The organism is Paenarthrobacter sp. RAF54_2 (assembly GCF_052113945.1).
GTDB lineage: Bacteria > Actinomycetota > Actinomycetes > Actinomycetales > Micrococcaceae > Arthrobacter.
The window spans coordinates 173142-191026 of the sequence record NZ_JBFRDV010000015.1 but is presented as its reverse complement, the minus strand read 5'-3'; the positions used below and the strand labels follow the sequence as shown (position 1 = coordinate 191026).

The following is a 17885-nucleotide window of genomic DNA, read 5'->3' as shown; positions in this document are numbered from 1 at the left end:
CATAGGGTGCCGATCATGGTGCCGTCGCGGCCGATTCCAGCCGGTCCAACGGCACCAATCCCGCAAACACGCGGCCGTCGTCGAGAATGAGGACGCTTACCAGGGACGTTGTTAGGGCCCGTCCGCCACTCACGGGTTGCAGGGCCTGGGCGAGCTGCGGGTTGGATGTGAGTTCGGCGGGCGCCGTTCCAGCGGGCAAACCAATCACGGTGTCCCACCCTTCGCCGGTCACTGAAGGGCTGGGGTGGGGGAGCATCGGGGTGGCTGATCCCTCAGGAGTTGGAACAACAGCATCCGGGATCGGAGCCGGCTCAGTGGTAGCTGGCTCATTGGGGCTTGGAACGGGAGCGTCCGGTGCCGGGGCAGCAGGAGCTTCCATCGCAGGCGGCACCGGCTTCATGGGAGCCGCCTTCTCCGTAACAGTTGCACCGGCCGGAGGAGTGAAATTGAACAAAGCCGCGTCCGGAGCGGTGAGGTTTATTTCGGTATAGGCAAGGGAATACGCGGGCTCCGGCTGGCCTTTCGCGCGGACCTCGACGCCCAGCGGCAAACCGGTTTCGGAGTCGACGTCGATCGACACCGAATCAACCAAGGTTCCGTCACTGCGCGGCACCAGGCTCAGCCGGTACGCGCTGCGACCCGCCACTGTGGACGCATCTCCCACCGTTACTTTGGTGCTGGAATCAATGGCTGACAAGAAGTGACTGGCCATTGCCTCCGGAGTGGGAATGTCAGGACGGGGTGTTTCGCTTGGCACGGATCCTCTCCGCTCAGCCTTTGAGGGCACAGGGACGCTCAAGTGCGTTGCGCTGTTGTCCGCGGAGTTGTAGAACCAGGCATCGCCGCCATTGACCACAAAGTCACGTTCGGCCATCCGGTCCAGGATCTGCAGCCTGGCCTTGAAGGGCCCGTCCAGATAGACCCGCGCTGTGTGCGAGCCTGTGAGCAGCTCAAGAGCCGACGTGGCTCCGGGCACGATTCCCGGGCCAGCCGTGGGAACTTCAGGCAGCCCCAACTCCGCAGTTTGCACCACAGTGCCGGATAAAGCGCGCACCTCGGTACGGGCTATCATCGCCAGGATCTCGTCGGCCGTTTTGGGCGGCAGGGAGACAGTTGCGCCGGCCTGGACGGAGCCAATAAGCGCCGCCAGTGCCAACGCAAGGGGAATCAGGAGAGCTGGCAACCACCGCTGCCTGGCCCGCGCCATTGCTACCGACCACCACACGTGAGAGGCATGAATCCAGACTACTCCCGTTACCTGAACGGATCATCGGTCCGCAGGCTGGATGCGGCGTGCACATCCAGCCACGCACCGGTGCGCACCAGGTTGCTGCGTCTACCGTGCTGCGCCTACCAGGTTTCGGTGACCTTCAGCAGGCCACGCGGCGCATCGGGATCATTGCCGCGCTCCACCGACAACTGCAAGGCCAGACGCTGGAGGGGCAGGATCTGCAGGATAGGGGAGAGCTCCTCCGGAACGCCCGCAGGCAAAGGAAGGACCAAACTACCTGGCAGCGCGGCAGAGGGATCGCCCACCACGCACACATGCGCGCCGCGATCTGCGAGCCGCTCCAGGACTGGGCGCATGGCCGTACCTCCGATTCCCTCCGGCACAACGGCAATCACAGGATGCTGCGCGTCGATCATGGCGAACGGCCCGTGCAGCAGGTCCGCTCCGGAGAATGCCTGGGCAGGAAGATACGAGGTCTCCATGAGCTTCAAGGCACCCTCCCTCGCCGTCGGGTAGGAATAGCCACGACCGGTAGTGATGATCCGGTCAGCAAAGCGGTAACCACCAGCGACGTCCAGCAGGGTGTCGTCGGCAAGGACCGAAGCGGCCCACCCAGGAAGGCCCGCGGCGTCGGCGAACGTCCCACCACGCCACGCATCAACCAGCAACCACAGGGCCAGAAGCTGCGCTGTGTAGCTCTTGGTAGCCGCTACGGCAGTTTCGCTTCCCGCCCGGATATCCAGGTGATGCTCCGCCGCCCCGGCCAAGGGGGAATCCGGCGAGTTGGTCACCGCTACGGTGAGCGCCCCAAGGCGGCGGGCGGCCGCCGTCGACTCCACCAGGTCCGGCGAGCCGCCGGACTGGCTGACCGCCAGCCACAGCACGCCCTCCAGTTGGGGCGTGGCGCCATAGGCAGTAAGGGTCGACGGCGACGCCAGGCCCACCGGCAATCCCAGGCTGATTTCAATGAGGTACTTCGCGTACAACGCCGCGTGGTCACTCGTGCCGCGGGCGGCGAGCAGGACAAACCGTGGGCTCGCCTTCTTGATGATGTCCGCCATCGCCACGAACTGGTGGCGGCCCGAGTCCAGGAGTCCGGCAAGTACCTGAGGCTGCTCGCCGATCTCATAGGCCATTTTGATGCCTGGAGCATGGTGCGGGACATCTGGGGAGGTAGGAGTGATGCTCATGGTTCCTGTCTGTTGTTCGAAGGGGCAAAATCTCTGGGAGTCAGGGCTGGATCAGCTGCCGTGCGAGCTTTACGGCCCCGTGCACCGGCGCCTGGCTCTGGATCCTGATCAGCGACGCATCCTCCACGGCAACCTTGCGGGCAACAGCGCCCGCCAACTGCTGTTGATTGACCAGAAGGCCGCCAGCCATCACCAACGGCAGGTCCAATCCGAGCTCACCCAGTACTTGCCTGGCCAACGTGGCCAGAGAATGCGCCGCTTCGGCTTGAATCCGCAACGCAGCAGGATCACCCTCAACTGCAAGGTCCAGGACCAGCGGGGCAAGGCCCGCCCAATGGTCCGGCTCGGGCTTGGCATAGAAAAGATCCATGAGCTGCAGTGCATCCGCGCTCGCCGTCGCAGCCAAAAGGGCACTGACCATCGTGCCGGGTTCCAGTCCCGCGTAGTACTCCCGCAGGGCCTCCCGGACGGCGTCACGCACCACGGAATAGCCTCCGCCTTCATCACCGAGCAAGTAGCCGTAGCCCCCGCTCCGTGCTTCCCGTCCCTCCCGGTTCCGGCCCCACGCTACGGAGCCGGTGCCTGCGACCAGGACCGCTCCGGCCTCGAGGTCTGCTGCGGCGAGCACGATGCGGGTGTCATGGACCACCTCGATCCTGGCACCGGGAAAATACTCCGTCAGCAGGGCACTCAGGACCGCCCTGCTGGCAGGAGTATCCGCCCCCGCCGCACCGGCGCAAACCGCCTCAACGCCGTCACCGACGGCAGCCGCGATTCGTCGTAGGACTGCGTCCGCTCCCTGATGACCCACTGACGACAGGTTGGCGCTCGCCTCGGTGATCTCGACATGTGCCTCGCTTGGCTGCGCGCCCTGACCCGAGCCCGAGTGCACATCCGAACGGACAGCATGCGTCTTGGAGCCTCCAATATGAAGGCCCAACACTGCCGCCGTCACCGGGCAACCGCCAGTTCGGTGTTTTCCTGTGGGGGGACCTGCCCGGCTGCCTCAGCCTCCGGCCACTTCCCACCGTTTTCCCAGTACTGCTGTATTTCCTCCAAGGGGCGGCCCTTCGTCTCGGGAGCGAACTTGCGGACAAACATAAAGCCGAGGATAGCCAGAACACCGAACACTGCGAAGGTGCGTGCACCACCCAAACGCTGGAGCATGGTCAGGAAGAACGCTGCCACCAGGACCTTGGCACCTATCGTTTCTCGGAGTTTCTCTAAAATTGGTTTAGACCAACCTGCACAATATTGGCATAGACCAATCCTGGCGTCTACAAGTAGGATGTCAATATGTCCACAGATGTCGCGTCGGCAACGCCTAAGTACTACGTCCTTAAGACAGAGTTGCTCGCCTCGATCGCCGGACAGCAGCCAGGCACACTCATTCCTACAGAGCGTGCGCTGGCTGAGAAGTACAAGACGTCCCGCACCACCGTTCGGCAGGCCATTAGCGAGCTGGTTGCCGAGGGGAAACTGGGCCGCATCCAAGGGCACGGCACCTTTGTGGCGCCGCCAAAGATCACCCACGTGCGGCAGCTCACGTCCTTCTCCGACGACGCGAGGAACCAAGGGCTACGGCCTGACTCGAAGCTCCTGTCCCTGGCAGTGGCCAAGGCGGACGTCGACGTCGCAGCGAATTTGGGACTGGACCATGGCGATGCTGTCACGCGGCTTGAGCGAATCCGGCTGATCGACGGCGAACCGCTGGCCCACGAGGTTGCCTACCTCCCAGGCAAGCTGCCGCGGTTCAAGGCAAACCTCGAGAAGGCCGGTTCGCTCTATACAGCCCTGGCCGACATGTACGGCATCCACATCTCCGACGTTGAGGACACCGTTGAAACGGCACTTGCCGGGCCCGARGACGTCCGGCTCCTCGGGATTGAAATGGGGGCGCCGTTGCTGGTGGTCCACCGCCTGGCACGGGACGCTGCAGGCGTCCCCGTCGAGTGGACGCGCAGCACGTTTCGCGGCGACCGCTTCCGGTTCGTCTCACGCGTGAAGTCCGGCTCCTGAAATGGCCAACTCGCAATCGGGCGAATCCGTAATCCGCCGCGTCGTCCGTTTGGTGGGAGCTTTCGACGACGGCCACCGCACCATGAGTGTGGCCGGTCTTGCCCGCCGGTCCGGGCTCCCCGTCACCACCACGTACCGTTTGGTCGATGAACTGCTCGCGGAGGGGCTGCTGGAAAGGGAAACCAACAGCGAGGTTCGCATAGGTACGCGGCTCTGGGAACTCGTTTCCAGAAGTTCACGGATGGTCGGCCTTCGTGAAGCCGCGCTGCCGTTCATGGAGGACGTCCAGTCGGTGGTGCAGCATTCAACAACTCTGGGAATCCTGGATTCGGATGAAGTCCTGTACATCGAGCGGATCGGCTCCAGGGACTCCATGGTGGATATCACGAAGGTCGCAGGGCGCCTACCGGTGCACGGGACTTCCTCCGGCCTCGTCTTGTTGGCCCACTCTCCGGCGGCATACCAGGACCTCTTCCTGTCACGGCCATTGGAAAAGTTCACGGATGCGACGCTCACCGATCCAGCTGAACTGCGCCGCCATCTGGCAAGCATCCGCCAACGGGGCTTCGCGTCCATGCCCGGTATCATCGTCCCGGAGTCCAGCGGCATCGCCGTTCCCGTCTTCGACCGCTCCAATACAGTGGTGGCAGCCCTTAGCGTCGTCGTACCCCGGAATGAAGAAAATGCCGCCATCCGCGTGCCTGTGTTGACGACAGCGGCCCGCGGCATCTCACGTGCTTTAGGGTGGCGCGGCGAACTAAAACGAACCTTGCGGCAGAGCAACGGCAATATCTGATTCCCGTTCATCGGTAACCTTGTGTTCCCACTCACAGACCGCTGGAAGAGTGGAGTTCAAGCAGGGCAGCTCGCCCGGCAACCACAATTTTCAGCCCCAACGGGCTATTCCGTGCTGCCCTGCGTCGAATCGATGGTTGAGCAGCCGCAATCCCGCGGCAGGAGGAGTTGTTCATGGAGACTGCAGCGCATTCAGTTCCCGAAGGGACGGCACGCCGCGTGGCCGGCAAGGTAGCCGTGGTCACGGGCGGCAGGGGTGACCTGGGCAGCGCAACAGCCCGTTTACTGGCGGACCACGGGGCAGTGGTCGCCAGCCTGGACCGGGCAGGAACGGGCAGCAGGCACGGACACCCGGGAGTTGAGGAGTACGACGTCGATGTCACCGATGAATCGAGCGTCGCCGAGGCTGTCCGGCAAGTGACCACAGACCTCGGCCCTCCGGACGTCCTGGTCAACGCTGCCGGCATCATCGGACCAGCGGGAGCGAGCCACACTGCAACCCTTGATGATTTCAACGTCATTTTTGACGTCAATGTCAAAGGCGTATGGCTGATGACCAAGTACGTCGTCCCGGGGATGATCCACAAGAAGTCGGGGAGCATCATCAACTTCTCCTCCATCCACGGAATCACCGGTGGACGCAATGTCCCGCTTTATCACGCCACCAAAGGTGCTGTCCGGCTCCTGAGCAAGTCCGATGCGGCAGCCTACGGCATTCACGGTATCCGGGTGAACTCCATCCACCCGGGTTCCATGAACACCAGGATGAGCCAACGCTCGGCTGAGCAGTCCGTTATCGGCCCCGAGGCCTACTACAAGCAGCTCGTGGGCGGAAACCCGCTACCGCGCCAGGGCGAACCGGACGAAATTGCCTACGGAGTCCTCTATCTCGCCTCCGATGAATCCCGTTTCACCACCGGCTCTGAGCTTGTCATCGACGGCGGCTATACAGCTGTCTGACGTTCACGCACCACCGTTTTCCAGAGAGGCATGATCATGAAATTCCTGAACGGCACACGTTCCGATACCTATGACGTCGTAGTGGTTGGTTCCGGTGCAGGCGCTTTGACCGCAGCGGCGACTGCCGCACGCGCCGGCAAGTCCGTCGTCGTGCTTGAAAAGACCCAACTGTTGGGCGGTACGTCCGCAGTGTCCGGCGGGATGCTGTGGGTGGCTGACAACCACCATGCCCGTGCGGCCGGGCTAAGCGATTCCAAGAACGACGCCGCCCGCTACGTCCGGGCCGTCGCCCGGGGCCGAGGCAGGGAAGAACTGCTGGATGCCGCGTTGAACTACGGGGACGCGATGCTCCGCTTCACCGAGGACGAATGCGGACTACGCTTCATCTTCCTGGAGAACTTTCCGGACTATCGTCAGGATCTCCCCGGATCCGTCACAGGCGGCAGGACAGTTGAACCGGAGCTCTTCAACATCCGTGAAGCACTTGGCGGGCTGGCAGAGCATGTCCGCTCCGACGGCCGGGCACCTTTCACCATGCAGGAATACGAAACGTGGGGTGCTTTCACCAAATTTCCTTGGGAGAAGCTCAGCCAGCGGCAAGAGGACGGCCTCGTGGCCAAGGGCCAGGCCCTCATCGCGATGTTGCTGGCCAGCTTGGTCCGCGACGGTGCCTCGTTGGTGGTCGGTGCCCGCGGTGATCGACTGTTGCACGATGACGGCAGGGTAGTGGGCGTCAGGCTCGAGTCGGGTGAGGCTTTCCACGCCAATGACGGCGTTGTCCTGGCCACCGGCGGTTTCGAATGGGACAAGGCCTTGGCGGACTCGCTCCTGGCATCGCGCTTATACATTATGTGCTCGCCCCCTTCGAATACGGGAGATGGACTCAGGATGGCCCAGCGGATCGGGGCACAAACCCGCGGAACCCGGGAGGCGTGGTGGGCTCCCATGTCCATCACGGGGGATACACGGGATGGCGCGCCCATTGGCACACTGCTCCGGTTCGAACGGCAGGGACCGGGCTCGCTCATGGTGAACCGCCACGGGCGTCGGTTCGCCAACGAGGCCCAAAACTACAACGACCTCGCCCGATGCCTGCAGTCGTGGGATTCGCCCAACAACCAGACCTTGAACACCCCTGCACACGTGGTGTTCGATCACAGTTACCTGGAGCGGTACGGTGTGCTGGCCCACCGGGCGGGCCAGCCGACGCCGGCCTACCTGATCGAGGCTCCCACGCTGGTGGAACTGGCCGGAAAGATCGGCGTCCCTGCGGAGAATCTGGCAGCCACGGTCCAACGCTTTAACGAATTCGCAGTCAAAGGCGAAGACCCTGACTTCGGCCGTGGCGAAAGCGCCTACGACAAGTACTGGGGCGACGACGACTGCCCGTGGCCCAACCCCTCCTTGGGGCCTTTACAAACTGGTCCGTTCTACGCCATGGAGGTAGTCAACGGTGCCTTCGGCAGCAACGGAGGCGTAGCCACTGATGGTCTCGCCCGGGTTCTGGACGTGGACGGGCAACCCATCTCCGGGCTGTTCGCTGCCGGAAATACCACGGAAAATGCTTACGCTGCCGGCTACCCCGGAGCGGGCGCAACCCTGGGCCCCATCATGACCATGGGATACCTGGCGGGCAGGACTCTTGCGAACCAAACGGCAGAATATGAAGGTCTCCCGGCCGAGGTAGCCTCATGATCCGCCATACGGTCTTGTTCAAGTTCAAACCTGACTTCCCAGCGCTGGACAAAGCCGCCTGGATCGAAGGCCTTGACCGGATGGCCGGCAATGTTCCTGGGCTATTGACACTCACCCACGGCCCGGACATCCTCCAGCACGGGCGTTCCTTCGACTACGCCATTGTGGCCGATTTCAACGCCGTGGAAGACATCGAGGTCTACAACACCCACCCCTTGCATGAGCCCCTGAAGAAGTACTCGTTCCCCAACAGCGAGCAGATCATCGCCGTTGATTTTCAGTTGTAAGCCCGGTCTGCCATTCAAAGGAGAATCGCTATGTTAAGCACCACCCGGCAGCCCCAAGCGCTGCGTAAGACCCCACGAAAAGCCGCACTCGCCTCTTTTCTGGGAAGCACCCTGGAGTACTACGACTTCTTCATCTACGGTTCGGCTGCCGCCTTGGTTTTCGGCCCGTTGTTCTTTCCGTCCGAGGACCCTGCAATGGGACTCATCGGGGCATTCGCTACCTTTGGAGTCGCGTATGTTGCCCGCCCGGTAGGCGGCATGGTCATGGGACACTTCGGCGACAAGCTGGGCCGGAAGAAGGTCCTGCTCATCACCCTGGGGGTGATGGGCACCGCGTCCCTGGGCATCGGTTTCCTGCCCAGCTACAGCCAGATCGGCATTTGGGCGCCAATCCTGCTGGTGATTGGTCGGCTGGCACAAGGCTTCTCGGCCGGTGGGGAATCAGCGGGCGCCTCTACCCTGACCTTGGAACACTCCCCGGAGGGCCGCCGTGGCTTCTTCACCAGTTTTGTGATGACCGGCTACGCCTCCGGAATGGTCCTCGCAACGCTCGTGTTCATCCCAATAGCTGCGTTGCCCACTGAAGCACTCATGAGCTGGGGTTGGCGCATTCCATTCTGGTTGTCCATCGTGGTCCTGGCCATCGCCTACTGGGTGCGCACACATTTGGACGAGACGCCGGTATTCGAGGAAGCAAAGGACCGCCAAGCGGTAGCACCGATGCCGATCCGCGAGGTCCTGCGCTTCCAGTCCGGGGACGTGATCAGGGTAGTGGGCATGTCCATCATGTCCGTCATGCAAACCATATTCACGGTGTTTGGCCTCTCCTACGCCACAGGATCGGCGGGCTTTGACAAAGCATCGATCCTGACGGTGAACGCCGTAGCTATTGGATTGTCGATGTTCGTGATGCCTTTGGCTGCGAAGCTCTCTGACAGAGTGGGGCGCAGGCCGCTTCTCCTGACGGCTGCCCTCGGCTGCTCGGTCACGATCTTCGCCTATTTCGCCGCGTTGTCCACCGGCAACATCTTGCTGGTCTTTGCTGCAGCATTTGCCAACATGACGCTGCTCTATTCCTGCTTCAACGGCATCTGGCCAGCCTACTTCGCCGAGCTGTTCGCCTCACCGGTCCGTTATTCCGGCATGGCTTTGGGAAACCAGCTTGGTTTGGTGGTCGCTGGATTTGGACCGTTGATCGCCGGACTCCTCCTGGGTAAGGGCCACGACGGCTGGCTACCGGTAGCGGGCTTCGCGGTCCTCTGCATGCTCATCGCCGCAGTGGCAGCTTTCTTCTCCCGGGAGACGGCAAGGACGCCCATCGACGAGCTCGGCTCGCCGTACTGGCTCGGGGTGGCCGCTAGGAAACAGTAACCAGCGCCCTTCCTTCCAAGGTGCGGCGCACGAACTCCGCGCTTGGTTCCGCGTAGGCCTCCACAATCCGTTTGAACAACGCAGTGCCTTCGGCCCCGGGCCAGTCTTCAGGCAGGAATGTGCCGGGCAGCCCGGGGTCGAGGTAGGGGATGATCCGCCAGCGGTCGATGCATTGGACGTACCTGGCAAAGGCCCTCTGGGTCGCTTCGATCCCGCCGCTGTCCGGTTCGGGCACCGCGGCGCCGTGCTCCCGGATGAAATCCTTGTGCAGCTCCGCCACCGAATCCAAATCCCACCAAGCTGACGCAGCGTCCTGGAGGGTGCCGCCCACCAGTGGGGTTTGCGTGACGAAGAGGGTTGCCATCCCTCGGAGTCCGAGGTCGGCAAGGATTTCCTCCACCTCGCCGCGAAGGGTATCCGGGCAAATCCACAAGCCGGCGGCCACAGTCCCGCACCCAATCCAGTGGAGCCTTCGCCGCAGCTGATGGCGCTTCTCCCGCTCGGTCTCCGGAATCGAAAAGGACACCAGGCACCATGGATCGGACGGTGACATGCTGATGGGGTTGTAAATGCGGCGGTCGCCGCGGGCCAGCATGGTGGCCGCGCCCTCGGTCAGGGTGAATCCGGGTATCCCGTCGCGCGTCTCCTGCAGCACCACGTCCTTCTTCCGGAGGCGGCCCAGGGCCGTCCGGGTCACTGTCCCGGATGTGCCCAGGGCCTCCATGAGGACGACGATGTCCTTGGCCGACATCCATCCGCCGGCTTCCCGCAAGTACAAGCCGATGACTGTTCGCAGCAACGATGTGGTACTCCCGGGACGGGAGTCCATATCGTCAAGGACGGCACTCACAGCAGTTCGGCGAGGGCGTCGCGGATAGCGGTCACTCCCAGCTCAACCTCGGCGTAGCTCGTGCTCAAGGGAGAGAGGCCGATGCGCAGACCATGCGGGGGACGGAAGTCAGGGATGACGCCCTGCTCCCACAGTTTGGCTGTGACGTCGGCAAAGAGCGGGTGGTCCACCGTGATGTGCGAGCCACGCTCGGCAGCGTCGCGGGGGCTCACGATGTCCACGCCAAGTGGCACCAGGAGTTCTTCGGCGAGGGCAATCGCGTACTCCGTGAGTTTGACGGACTTCTCCCGGACCGCATCCATGCCCACGGAGGCGATCAGTTCCACCATGTCCTTGATTGGCTGCATGGCAAGAACCGGAGGAGTACCCGTGATGAACCGGCGGATTCCCTCTGCGGGGCGGTAGGAATCCGTCATGCCAAACGGATTGTCCGCCCCCATCCAGCCCCAAATTGGCTGCTGGAGCGCGTCTTGCCGTGAGGCGTTGACATATGCGAACGCGGGGGATCCCGGACCACCGTTGAGGTACTTATAAGTGCAGCCGACGGCCAGGTCAACGTCCCAAGCATCAAGTTCCAACGGCACGGAACCTACGGAATGGCACAGGTCCCAGAGCATGAGGGCACCGGCAGCATGTACTTTGCCGGTAATCGACTTCGCGTCGGCCAGGAACCCGGAGCGGTAAGCCACATGGCTAAGAACCACGACGGCGGTCCGCTCGCCCAGGAGCCCGTCGAGATCGGCGGCACGGACGCCGCTGGAGGGGTTGGCCGCGATCCATTTGATGCTTGCCCCGCGTTCTTTGGCGATCCCCTCGATGATGAAGCGATCCGTGGGGAAGTTGTCGCGGTCAATGATGATCTCGTCACGCCCTGGCTGGGCATCTACCGCTGCCCGGATCAGCTTGTAGAGCATGACCGACGTCGAGTCGCCCACAGTGACCTGCCCGGGCGCCGCACCAAGCGCGACTTCGCCGATGCGATCGCCCACGCGGGTAGGCTCATCCATCCATTGTTCGTCCCAGCCGCGGATCAAGCGGCTGCCCCAGGCGTCCTGCACAAACGACTGAAGGTTGGCAGCAGTTGCTTTCAATGGGCGTCCGAGTGAGTTGCCGTCCAGATAAGAGGTGAGCTGCCCGGCGTCGGGCGTGTAGAAGGCCTCACGCTGGGCGGCGAGCGGATCTTCGGCGTCCAGCTCGGCCGACGTTGGCCATTGGGTCTGCTGAACGGTAGTCATGGTTCCCTCCTGGGGAGTAGTGGCCGGAAGTTTGCTAGTTGCCGATCTCAGTACGGACGGCGTACAGCTCGGGGAAGAAGGTGAGATCAAGGGCGCGCTTGAGGAAGTCGACCCCTGAGGAGCCGCCGGTGCCCACCTTGAACCCGATGGTCCGCTGGACCGTACGCAGGTGGCGGAACCGCCAGGCCTGGAAGTTGTCTTCGACGTCCACCAGGTCTTCGCACGCCTCGTACAGCCCCCATTGGGTATCGTCCGATTCGTAGATCTTCTGGAAGACGGGGACCAGATCCTTGCGGAAGGTCCAGGGCTCGCTGGTGTCCCGTTCAAGGATGTCTGCCGGAATGTCATATCCGGCGCGGGCGAGCACCGCCAGGAAGGCGTCATACAGCGTGGGTTCTTCCAGCAGCCTGCTGAGCAGGGCATGTGCCTCGGGGTCGCTTTCGAAGACCCTCAGCATTCCACGGTTCTTGTTGCCCAGCAGGAATTCAACGCCACGGTATTGGTACGACTGGAAACCTGAGGAACTGCCCAGGAAGCCGCGGAACTGAGCATACTCGCGAGGCGTGAGCGTACCCAGGACCGACCACTGTTCGGTCATGGTGCGCTGGATGGCCTTGACGCGGGCGATGCACTTGAGTGCCTTGCCAAGGTTGTCAAGGTCAAAGAGCCTGCGGGCTTCCAGCAGCTCATGAAGGACCAGCTTGAGCCAAAGCTCGCTGGTCTGGTGCTGGATGATGAACAGCAGTTCGTCGTGGTGCTCCGGCTGGCTGAGCGGATGCTGGGAGCTGAGCAGGTGGTCCAGGTCCAAATAGCCGCCATAGGACATCGCATGCCGGAAATCGGTGCGGACAGAGTCTTCAATGTGGCGGACACTTTGGGGGGAATGGACTGGGGGCTTTTCCATATCTTCGAGATTATCACTTCCATGACGAACGTCAAGAGAATGATTTGATTTGTATGTTCTTCCCCTGAAGTTCTCCGCCGTACCGTACGCTGGGCTTGATACACCGGAACCTGGGGGAAGGGAGGACGGCCATGGCCTCCAACATGCCGGTGTCCATATATTTGGACGTCGACGGCGTGGTGAACCCGTTCGGACCCCAAGGCGTCACTGATTGGGGCGGCGAGTGGAAAATCGCCGACGCCGGCATCCTTGACGTCGCGTTCGCGCCGGAGGCAGTGGCCGAACTGAACGAGATCTCGCAGCATCCCCTCGCCCGTTTTGTTTGGCTTACCACCTGGGAACGCCTTGCCCCGGAGTTCCTCTGCCCTGCCATTGGACTGAAGGGCGAGGACTGGCCTGTCCTCTCCAGCCAGGGCTGGGACCAAAGCCCGGAATGGTGGAAACTGGGCGCGCTCCAGAAGGACCTGGCCGCGATTGGGGCTGAACGCTTCGTATGGCTGGATGACCAACTTGGCCAAGAGTCAGACGCCCGTTCCTGGGCCGAATACCACCAGGACCGTGTGCTTTGCATCTCACCGGATCCGCGTAAGGGACTCTCCCGCCGCGATCTTGCCGCGGTCCGGACCTTCCTCGGTTGAGCGAAGCGCCGGTAAATGTTTGTCGGCTCGGTGGTTGGCACGTAGGATTCTAAAGGTTTCAAGCCCGCCGGATAGAGTGCGGCAAGTCCAGTCAGTTGAACATTGGCTGAACTATGCTGTGCATGGCAGGTACGGGGAAGTGGAACTGCTGAACGTCGACTCTGCAGATTGGGCAACAGGTGGAAATCACCTTCATGGTCGCGCTTGTCATAGCGTTGGCCCTATTCTTTGACTTCACCAACGGCTTTCACGACACAGCCAATGCGATGGCTACGCCTATCGCTACGGGGGCGATCAAGCCCAAGACGGCGGTTGCCCTCGCTGCCGTGCTCAACCTTGTTGGGGCGTTCCTATCAACTGAAGTGGCAAAAACCATTTCCGGTGGACTCATCCGGGAAGGCTCGGACGGTATCCACATCACGCCGGACATCATCTTTGCCGGCCTGATGGGTGCAATCCTCTGGAACATGGTCACCTGGCTCAAGGGCCTGCCCTCCAGTTCCTCCCACGCACTGTTCGGCGGCCTCATCGGCGCCGCCGTGGTGGGTATCGGAGTACACTCCATCAACTTTGAAACAGTGCTGCAGAAGGTGATCCTGCCAGCTGTCTTCGCACCACTCATCGCCGGCGCCGTGGCATACCTTTGCACGCGCCTGGCCTACGCGCTGACGTCCCGCCATGACCCGGAAACGGGCGACAAGCTCACGCAGAAGCGTGGCGGTTTCCGGACCGGCCAGATCTTCACTTCCAGCCTCGTTGCCCTCGCGCACGGCACCAATGACGCCCAGAAGACCATGGGCATCATCRCCCTGGTTCTCATCGCAGCAGGTACGCAGGCGCCTGGATCCGGTCCCCAGTTCTGGGTCGTGACCGCTTGCGCCCTGGCCATCGCCATCGGTACGTACGCCGGCGGATGGCGCATCATCCGCACCATGGGTTCGGGCTTGACCGAAGTGAAGCCTGCCCAAGGATTCTCGGCGGAGACCAGCACGGCCTCCGCCATCCTGGCTTCTTCCCATTTGGGGTTCGCACTCTCCACCACCCAGGTCGCTTCCGGCTCGGTTATTGGCTCCGGACTGGGCCGAAAGGGCACCTCGGTGCGCTGGGGCACCGCCGGAAAAATTGCGTTGGGATGGCTGTTCACGCTTCCGGCGTCGGCAATCGTGGGTGGACTCACCGCGCTCCTGGTGAATATCGGCGTCGTGGGTGTGGTCATCGCCGCGGTCGTCGGTAGCGCCGCCGTCGTCTTCATGTTTGTTGCCTCGCGTAAATCCCATGTCGGCCACCACAACGCAGTGGAAGTCGAAGAGGCCGGCCACGCCGTGAAGTTCAGCAAGAAGAAGAAAACCCGAAAGTCCGTCAACAACAAGGATGTGCAGCGATGAAGTGGCTGGAATTGCTTCAGGTTGCCGGCGTCACGCTCGTTGCTGCCGTGACACTGGTGGTCCTTTACTCTCTGGGAGTACGCCTCACCGCAATTGCAGGTGACGCCCAGCAGAAGTCGCCTGGACTCATCCGTTCGCTGGCCGTCGTATGTTTCGGCGTTTGCGGACTGGCCGTGCTGTTCGGCATCTACTTGATCGTGCCCTACTTCGGAAAGTAACGGCCTCTCTGGCAGCAAAGTCCTTTCGGGAGAATAATCAGCAGTGAAGTTACATCACTGCGTGATTGTGATCCGGCAGATGTGGGGCTGTCATGAAGTGCCATTCCCGAAGCCATCTCATCGGACTGGCACTGGTTCCGGTCCTGATGCTGGCACTTTCTGCCTGCGTTCCCAACGCTGCCTCACCAGGTAGTCCTTCTCCCAATCCGGCACCTCCCGTCACCACCGCAACAGCACTAGCGGTTCCCAGCRCCCTCGATCCCACTGCCGGGCAGCCCGCTGGTCCGGCTGGACCCGGGGCTCCACAGGCGGAAGCGCCCGTGGTGCGTTGGGTACCCATTGGGCCGGTGGGCCCCAACGATCCCACCTCCGGTCAGCGCTATCTCCTGCTGCAGCAATTCCAATGCGATGCCCTCGCCCAAAGCCTGGAAGGTGCGGAAGACGCTGCTGTCTGGCAAGCGGGCGCCGCTGTCTGCAAGGCACTCCAAAGCGGTTCCCAGCAGGACTGGCAGCGGGCTTCGAACGCCGTAGCAGCAACACCACGCATACCCCAGACCCAGTGTCTCGAATTCACGGTTGCCGCCACGTCAGCCTCTGCGATCGCCCAACACCGCAGCAACCCGGGAGTTCCACTAAAGCCTCAGACCGCCCCGGGTGAAGCTTGCCCTCGGCACTTGAGCGGCCTCACGGTGGTAGACAACGACCTGAGGCCAGTGGCCGGCACAGCTCGTGCCTCCGGCCCCCCATCAGGCGGAACGGTCGTCAGGCTGGATGGCTATTACGTGAGGGTTGGGGACATCTTGTTCGACGGCGTCCCGGCAGCTCCCGAAATAGTTGCCGGAGGAGGCGATTACGAAACCCTGTACCTGAGGATGCCGCCGTCCGACGGCCGCGACTCCGTCCGCATTTCCATCACGGACACCGTGGACATCAGTGGAACAGTGACGTTCTTCTATGAAGACTCCACGCCGACCAGCACGGGCCCGGGTGGAACGCCTGGAACCCGGCCAAGTGATGGACCCACACAGAGCGGTCCGCCAACCATTCCTTCCTTTGGTGCCTCCCCAACGGCAACTCCATGAGCGTCCCCCAGGAGTCCGCTGCCTCACAGGAGCCCGCTGCGTCACAGGAGCCCGCTGCGTCACAAGAAGCCGAGGAGCGGAGCCTGGTCAACAACCGCTGGCAGCGGACCCTGGACGTCCTCTCCGTCATTGGTCCGCCCCTGACTGTCGCCACAGCCTTGCTGGTCTACTTCGGCTGGGCACGTACGGATGCCCAGGCAAAGGCCATGGGCCTGGACGTCAGCCTGTTTGGCTACACGGTGCAGGACTTTATCCTGCGGAGTATCCAGTCGCTCTTTCAGCCGTTGGCCTGGCTCGTGGTGATCGGGTTGTTGTGGCTCATGGTGGATAGGCTGGTTTCCCGACTCCTGGGCGCCGCACGCTACCGGACACTTCTGCGAAGAGCCGCCCTGGTAGTGCTGGTTCTTGGCTTCGCCTACGCGGCCGTGATGTGGGTGGCGATCGTGACCCAGCCGGAACGGATCCTGCTCTATGCGCCGTTCCTCATCGCGGCCGGCCTACTTGTGGGGGCATGGGGACTGAGCGTGCGCCGGCGGGCCGCCGATCCGGCCCAACGGGGACTCCGCGCCACCACTCCGCGCTCGCTCGAGAGATCCCTGGTGTTTGTCCTGGTCACCCTGCTTCTTTTCTGGGGTACGTCCGATTACGCGCAAGCCCTTGGGCGGGGCGCAGCCATCGATTACCAGGAACGGTCCAGTCTGCTGCCAACAGCCGTGGTGTACAGCAAGGAGCGGTTGGCCGTGACAGCGCCCAACGTCCATGAGGAGTCAGCTGGTACAGATGCCGTGCCGCTGTACCGGTACACAGGCCTGAGGCTGTTGGTGGTCAGCGGCGGAAGAATCTTTCTGCTGAACGACGGATGGACGCTTGCCCAGGGCCGGGTGGTGGTACTCCGCGATGATGGCAGTGTGCGTGTGGAGTATGGGAACGCCAACGCCAACTGACTAGTCTGGGGCCATGTCGATCTTCCAGTACTACGTTGCCTCCACCGTCGACGGCTTCATTGCTTCTCCGGACGACGACCTCGGCTGGCTCCTGCAATTCGACCAGGTTGAAGGCGTGAGCGGCAGCTATGAGTCCTTCTTCGCAGGGGTGGGTTGTATCGCCATGGGCGGCGAGACCTACCGTTGGCTCATGGAGCACGAGCCCGGCAAGTGGCCCTACCCCGACACCCCCTGTTGGGTGTTCACCCACCATGAATATTCGGCTCCGGCCGGTTCGAACGTCACGTTCGTCCGTGGGGATGTGCGCGAGTTCGCCCCGGACCTCCTCGCCGACGCCGGAGACAAGAACGTCTGGCTGGTGGGCGGCGGGGACCTGGTAGCCCAGTTCGCCAACGCCGGATTGCTCCACGAGATGATCGTCACCATCATCCCCGTTGTGCTCGGCGCCGGTAAGCGGCTGCTGCCGCTCAAGGGTCCGACGGCGCCACTTGAGTTGCTGTCCTCGCGCATCCTTGGCGGGGCCGCGGCTGAACTGCATTACCGCATGCCGCCGCAGTAGCTCTTTGGGCCGCGGTAGCTGCCGGGTCAGTGACGGTTGTTGCGGATCATGTTGGTAATCCGGGCAGTTGAAAGCCTCCGGCCTTTTTCGTCCGTGATAACGATCTCGTGCGTGGCCAACGTCCCGCCCAGGTGGATCGCCGTACACGTGCCGGTTACCGTTCCGCTGGCGATGGAGCGGTGATGCGTTGCGCCGACTTCGATTCCCACAGCGTGCCGCCCTCTGCCGGCGTGAAGCGACGCAGCAAATGAGCCCAGGGTTTCCGCCAGGACCACGTGGGCTCCGCCGTGAAGGATGCCGGCTACTTGCGTGTTCCCTTCCACAGGCATGGTTGCCACAGTGCGTTCGGCGCTGAGCTCGGTAAACCGAATACCCATTTTCACCACAAGGGAGCCAACGCCATGCCCGGAAAGCCACTCATGGAACTCTTCGGGCACACCTGCCTCGTTCAGCTCGTCGACAAACCGGTTCGGCGTGAAATTGTCCATCATGCCAACTAGGCTGGCACCTGTGAGTGAAACA

The 17885-nt window shown here is 62.6% G+C and carries 20 protein-coding genes; 12 read left to right on the top strand and 8 right to left on the bottom strand.

Features of this window, described 5'->3' with window-relative positions:
* Positions 1 to 13: 13 nt before the first annotated feature.
* The 4 genes from AB4Y87_RS16745 to AB4Y87_RS16730 all read right to left on the bottom strand — a co-directional run bounded on the left by AB4Y87_RS16745 (position 14) and on the right by AB4Y87_RS16730 (position 3609).
* Positions 14 to 1183, bottom strand: a complete 1170-nt coding sequence (locus AB4Y87_RS16745; RefSeq protein WP_442005432.1) for a LolA family protein — start codon at positions 1181 to 1183, stop codon at positions 14 to 16.
* A gap of 167 nt (positions 1184 to 1350) precedes the next feature.
* The gene (locus tag AB4Y87_RS16740) at positions 1351 to 2421 is read right to left on the bottom strand and encodes an SIS domain-containing protein (RefSeq protein WP_442005431.1); all 1071 of its coding nucleotides are present in this window, start codon (positions 2419 to 2421) and stop codon (positions 1351 to 1353) included.
* A gap of 40 nt (positions 2422 to 2461) precedes the next feature.
* Positions 2462 to 3376, bottom strand: a complete 915-nt coding sequence (locus AB4Y87_RS16735; protein WP_442005430.1) for an N-acetylglucosamine kinase — start codon at positions 3374 to 3376, stop codon at positions 2462 to 2464.
* Complete coding sequence (locus AB4Y87_RS16730) at positions 3373 to 3609, bottom strand: MFS transporter (protein ID WP_442005429.1); 237 nt, start codon at positions 3607 to 3609, stop codon at positions 3373 to 3375. Before AB4Y87_RS16730 ends, AB4Y87_RS16735 begins: the two co-directional genes overlap by 4 nt.
* A 108-nt stretch (positions 3610 to 3717) precedes the next feature.
* Between AB4Y87_RS16730 and AB4Y87_RS16725 the strand changes: the two genes are divergently transcribed.
* The 6 genes from AB4Y87_RS16725 (at position 3718) to AB4Y87_RS16700 (ending at position 9548) form a co-directional block, all read left to right on the top strand.
* Positions 3718 to 4440: a GntR family transcriptional regulator gene (locus AB4Y87_RS16725; protein ID WP_442005428.1), complete on the top strand. Its 723-nt coding sequence runs from the start codon at positions 3718 to 3720 to the stop codon at positions 4438 to 4440.
* Between the two features lies 1 nt (position 4441).
* Entirely contained in the window at positions 4442 to 5236 is a 795-nt protein-coding gene (locus AB4Y87_RS16720; protein WP_442005427.1) for an IclR family transcriptional regulator, read from the top strand.
* Between the two features lie 173 nt (positions 5237 to 5409).
* Complete coding sequence (locus AB4Y87_RS16715; protein ID WP_442005426.1) at positions 5410 to 6195, top strand: SDR family NAD(P)-dependent oxidoreductase; 786 nt, start codon at positions 5410 to 5412, stop codon at positions 6193 to 6195.
* A gap of 36 nt (positions 6196 to 6231) precedes the next feature.
* Complete coding sequence (locus tag AB4Y87_RS16710) at positions 6232 to 7890, top strand: FAD-dependent oxidoreductase (RefSeq protein ID WP_442005425.1); 1659 nt, start codon at positions 6232 to 6234, stop codon at positions 7888 to 7890.
* Entirely contained in the window at positions 7887 to 8177 is a 291-nt protein-coding gene (locus AB4Y87_RS16705) for a Dabb family protein (protein ID WP_442005424.1), read from the top strand. Before AB4Y87_RS16710 ends, AB4Y87_RS16705 begins: the two co-directional genes overlap by 4 nt.
* A gap of 30 nt (positions 8178 to 8207) precedes the next feature.
* Positions 8208 to 9548 carry an MFS transporter gene (locus AB4Y87_RS16700; protein ID WP_442005423.1) on the top strand — a complete coding sequence of 447 codons (1341 nt, stop codon included), beginning with the start codon at positions 8208 to 8210 and terminating at the stop codon, positions 9546 to 9548.
* Here AB4Y87_RS16700 and AB4Y87_RS16695 read toward each other — a convergent pair.
* Genes AB4Y87_RS16695 through kynA form a run of 3 tightly spaced genes read right to left on the bottom strand, consistent with a single transcriptional unit; the run spans position 9535 to position 12537 of the window.
* On the bottom strand, positions 9535 to 10398 hold the full coding sequence (locus AB4Y87_RS16695) for a PaaX family transcriptional regulator (protein WP_442005422.1): 864 nt from the start codon (positions 10396 to 10398) through the stop codon (positions 9535 to 9537). The genes AB4Y87_RS16700 and AB4Y87_RS16695 overlap by 14 nt on opposite strands.
* Positions 10395 to 11633: a kynureninase gene (locus AB4Y87_RS16690; protein ID WP_442005421.1), complete on the bottom strand. Its 1239-nt coding sequence runs from the start codon at positions 11631 to 11633 to the stop codon at positions 10395 to 10397. Before AB4Y87_RS16690 ends, AB4Y87_RS16695 begins: the two co-directional genes overlap by 4 nt.
* 34 nt (positions 11634 to 11667) lie before the next feature.
* Positions 11668 to 12537 (bottom strand): tryptophan 2,3-dioxygenase, encoded by an 870-nt coding sequence (gene kynA, locus AB4Y87_RS16685; RefSeq protein ID WP_442005420.1) that lies wholly within the window; start codon positions 12535 to 12537, stop codon positions 11668 to 11670.
* A 131-nt stretch (positions 12538 to 12668) separates the two neighbouring features.
* Between kynA and AB4Y87_RS16680 the strand changes: the two genes are divergently transcribed.
* The 6 genes from AB4Y87_RS16680 (at position 12669) to AB4Y87_RS16655 (ending at position 17363) form a co-directional block, all read left to right on the top strand.
* Complete coding sequence (locus AB4Y87_RS16680) at positions 12669 to 13175, top strand: HAD domain-containing protein (RefSeq protein ID WP_442005419.1); 507 nt, start codon at positions 12669 to 12671, stop codon at positions 13173 to 13175.
* 179 nt (positions 13176 to 13354) lie between these two features.
* On the top strand, positions 13355 to 14560 hold the full coding sequence (locus AB4Y87_RS16675; protein ID WP_442005418.1) for an anion permease: 1206 nt from the start codon (positions 13355 to 13357) through the stop codon (positions 14558 to 14560).
* Entirely contained in the window at positions 14557 to 14778 is a 222-nt protein-coding gene (locus AB4Y87_RS16670; RefSeq protein WP_442005417.1) for a hypothetical protein, read from the top strand. Before AB4Y87_RS16675 ends, AB4Y87_RS16670 begins: the two co-directional genes overlap by 4 nt.
* Before the next feature lie 92 nt (positions 14779 to 14870).
* Positions 14871 to 15860 carry a hypothetical protein gene (locus AB4Y87_RS16665; protein ID WP_442005416.1) on the top strand — a complete coding sequence of 330 codons (990 nt, stop codon included), beginning with the start codon at positions 14871 to 14873 and terminating at the stop codon, positions 15858 to 15860.
* Positions 15857 to 16804, top strand: a complete 948-nt coding sequence (locus AB4Y87_RS16660; RefSeq protein WP_442005415.1) for a hypothetical protein — start codon at positions 15857 to 15859, stop codon at positions 16802 to 16804. The genes AB4Y87_RS16665 and AB4Y87_RS16660 overlap by 4 nt, the downstream gene beginning before the upstream one ends.
* Before the next feature lie 13 nt (positions 16805 to 16817).
* Positions 16818 to 17363, top strand: a complete 546-nt coding sequence (locus AB4Y87_RS16655) for a dihydrofolate reductase family protein (RefSeq protein WP_442005414.1) — start codon at positions 16818 to 16820, stop codon at positions 17361 to 17363.
* 26 nt (positions 17364 to 17389) lie between these two features.
* Here AB4Y87_RS16655 and AB4Y87_RS16650 read toward each other — a convergent pair whose 3' ends face one another.
* On the bottom strand, positions 17390 to 17854 hold the full coding sequence (locus AB4Y87_RS16650; RefSeq protein WP_442005413.1) for a hotdog fold thioesterase: 465 nt from the start codon (positions 17852 to 17854) through the stop codon (positions 17390 to 17392).
* Positions 17855 to 17885 lie beyond the last annotated feature (31 nt).

Bases quoted from the DNA above. Each gene is read 5' to 3' on its own strand.
- AB4Y87_RS16740 (WP_442005431.1), bottom strand. From the start codon at position 2,421: ATGAGCATCACTCCTACCTCCCCAGATGTCCCGCACCATGCTCCAGGC.
- AB4Y87_RS16700 (WP_442005423.1), top strand. From the start codon at position 8,208: ATGTTAAGCACCACCCGGCAGCCCCAAGCGCTGCGTAAGACCCCACGA.
- AB4Y87_RS16705 (WP_442005424.1), top strand. From the start codon at position 7,887: ATGATCCGCCATACGGTCTTGTTCAAGTTCAAACCTGACTTCCCAGCG.
- AB4Y87_RS16690 (WP_442005421.1), bottom strand. From the start codon at position 11,633: ATGACTACCGTTCAGCAGACCCAATGGCCAACGTCGGCCGAGCTGGAC.
- AB4Y87_RS16710 (WP_442005425.1), top strand. From the start codon at position 6,232: ATGAAATTCCTGAACGGCACACGTTCCGATACCTATGACGTCGTAGTG.
- AB4Y87_RS16670 (WP_442005417.1), top strand. From the start codon at position 14,557: ATGAAGTGGCTGGAATTGCTTCAGGTTGCCGGCGTCACGCTCGTTGCT.
- AB4Y87_RS16720 (WP_442005427.1), top strand. From the start codon at position 4,442: ATGGCCAACTCGCAATCGGGCGAATCCGTAATCCGCCGCGTCGTCCGT.
- AB4Y87_RS16660 (WP_442005415.1), top strand. From the start codon at position 15,857: ATGAGCGTCCCCCAGGAGTCCGCTGCCTCACAGGAGCCCGCTGCGTCA.
- AB4Y87_RS16715 (WP_442005426.1), top strand. From the start codon at position 5,410: ATGGAGACTGCAGCGCATTCAGTTCCCGAAGGGACGGCACGCCGCGTG.
- AB4Y87_RS16655 (WP_442005414.1), top strand. From the start codon at position 16,818: ATGTCGATCTTCCAGTACTACGTTGCCTCCACCGTCGACGGCTTCATT.
- AB4Y87_RS16680 (WP_442005419.1), top strand. From the start codon at position 12,669: ATGGCCTCCAACATGCCGGTGTCCATATATTTGGACGTCGACGGCGTG.
- kynA (WP_442005420.1), bottom strand. From the start codon at position 12,537: ATGGAAAAGCCCCCAGTCCATTCCCCCCAAAGTGTCCGCCACATTGAA.
- AB4Y87_RS16650 (WP_442005413.1), bottom strand. From the start codon at position 17,854: ATGATGGACAATTTCACGCCGAACCGGTTTGTCGACGAGCTGAACGAG.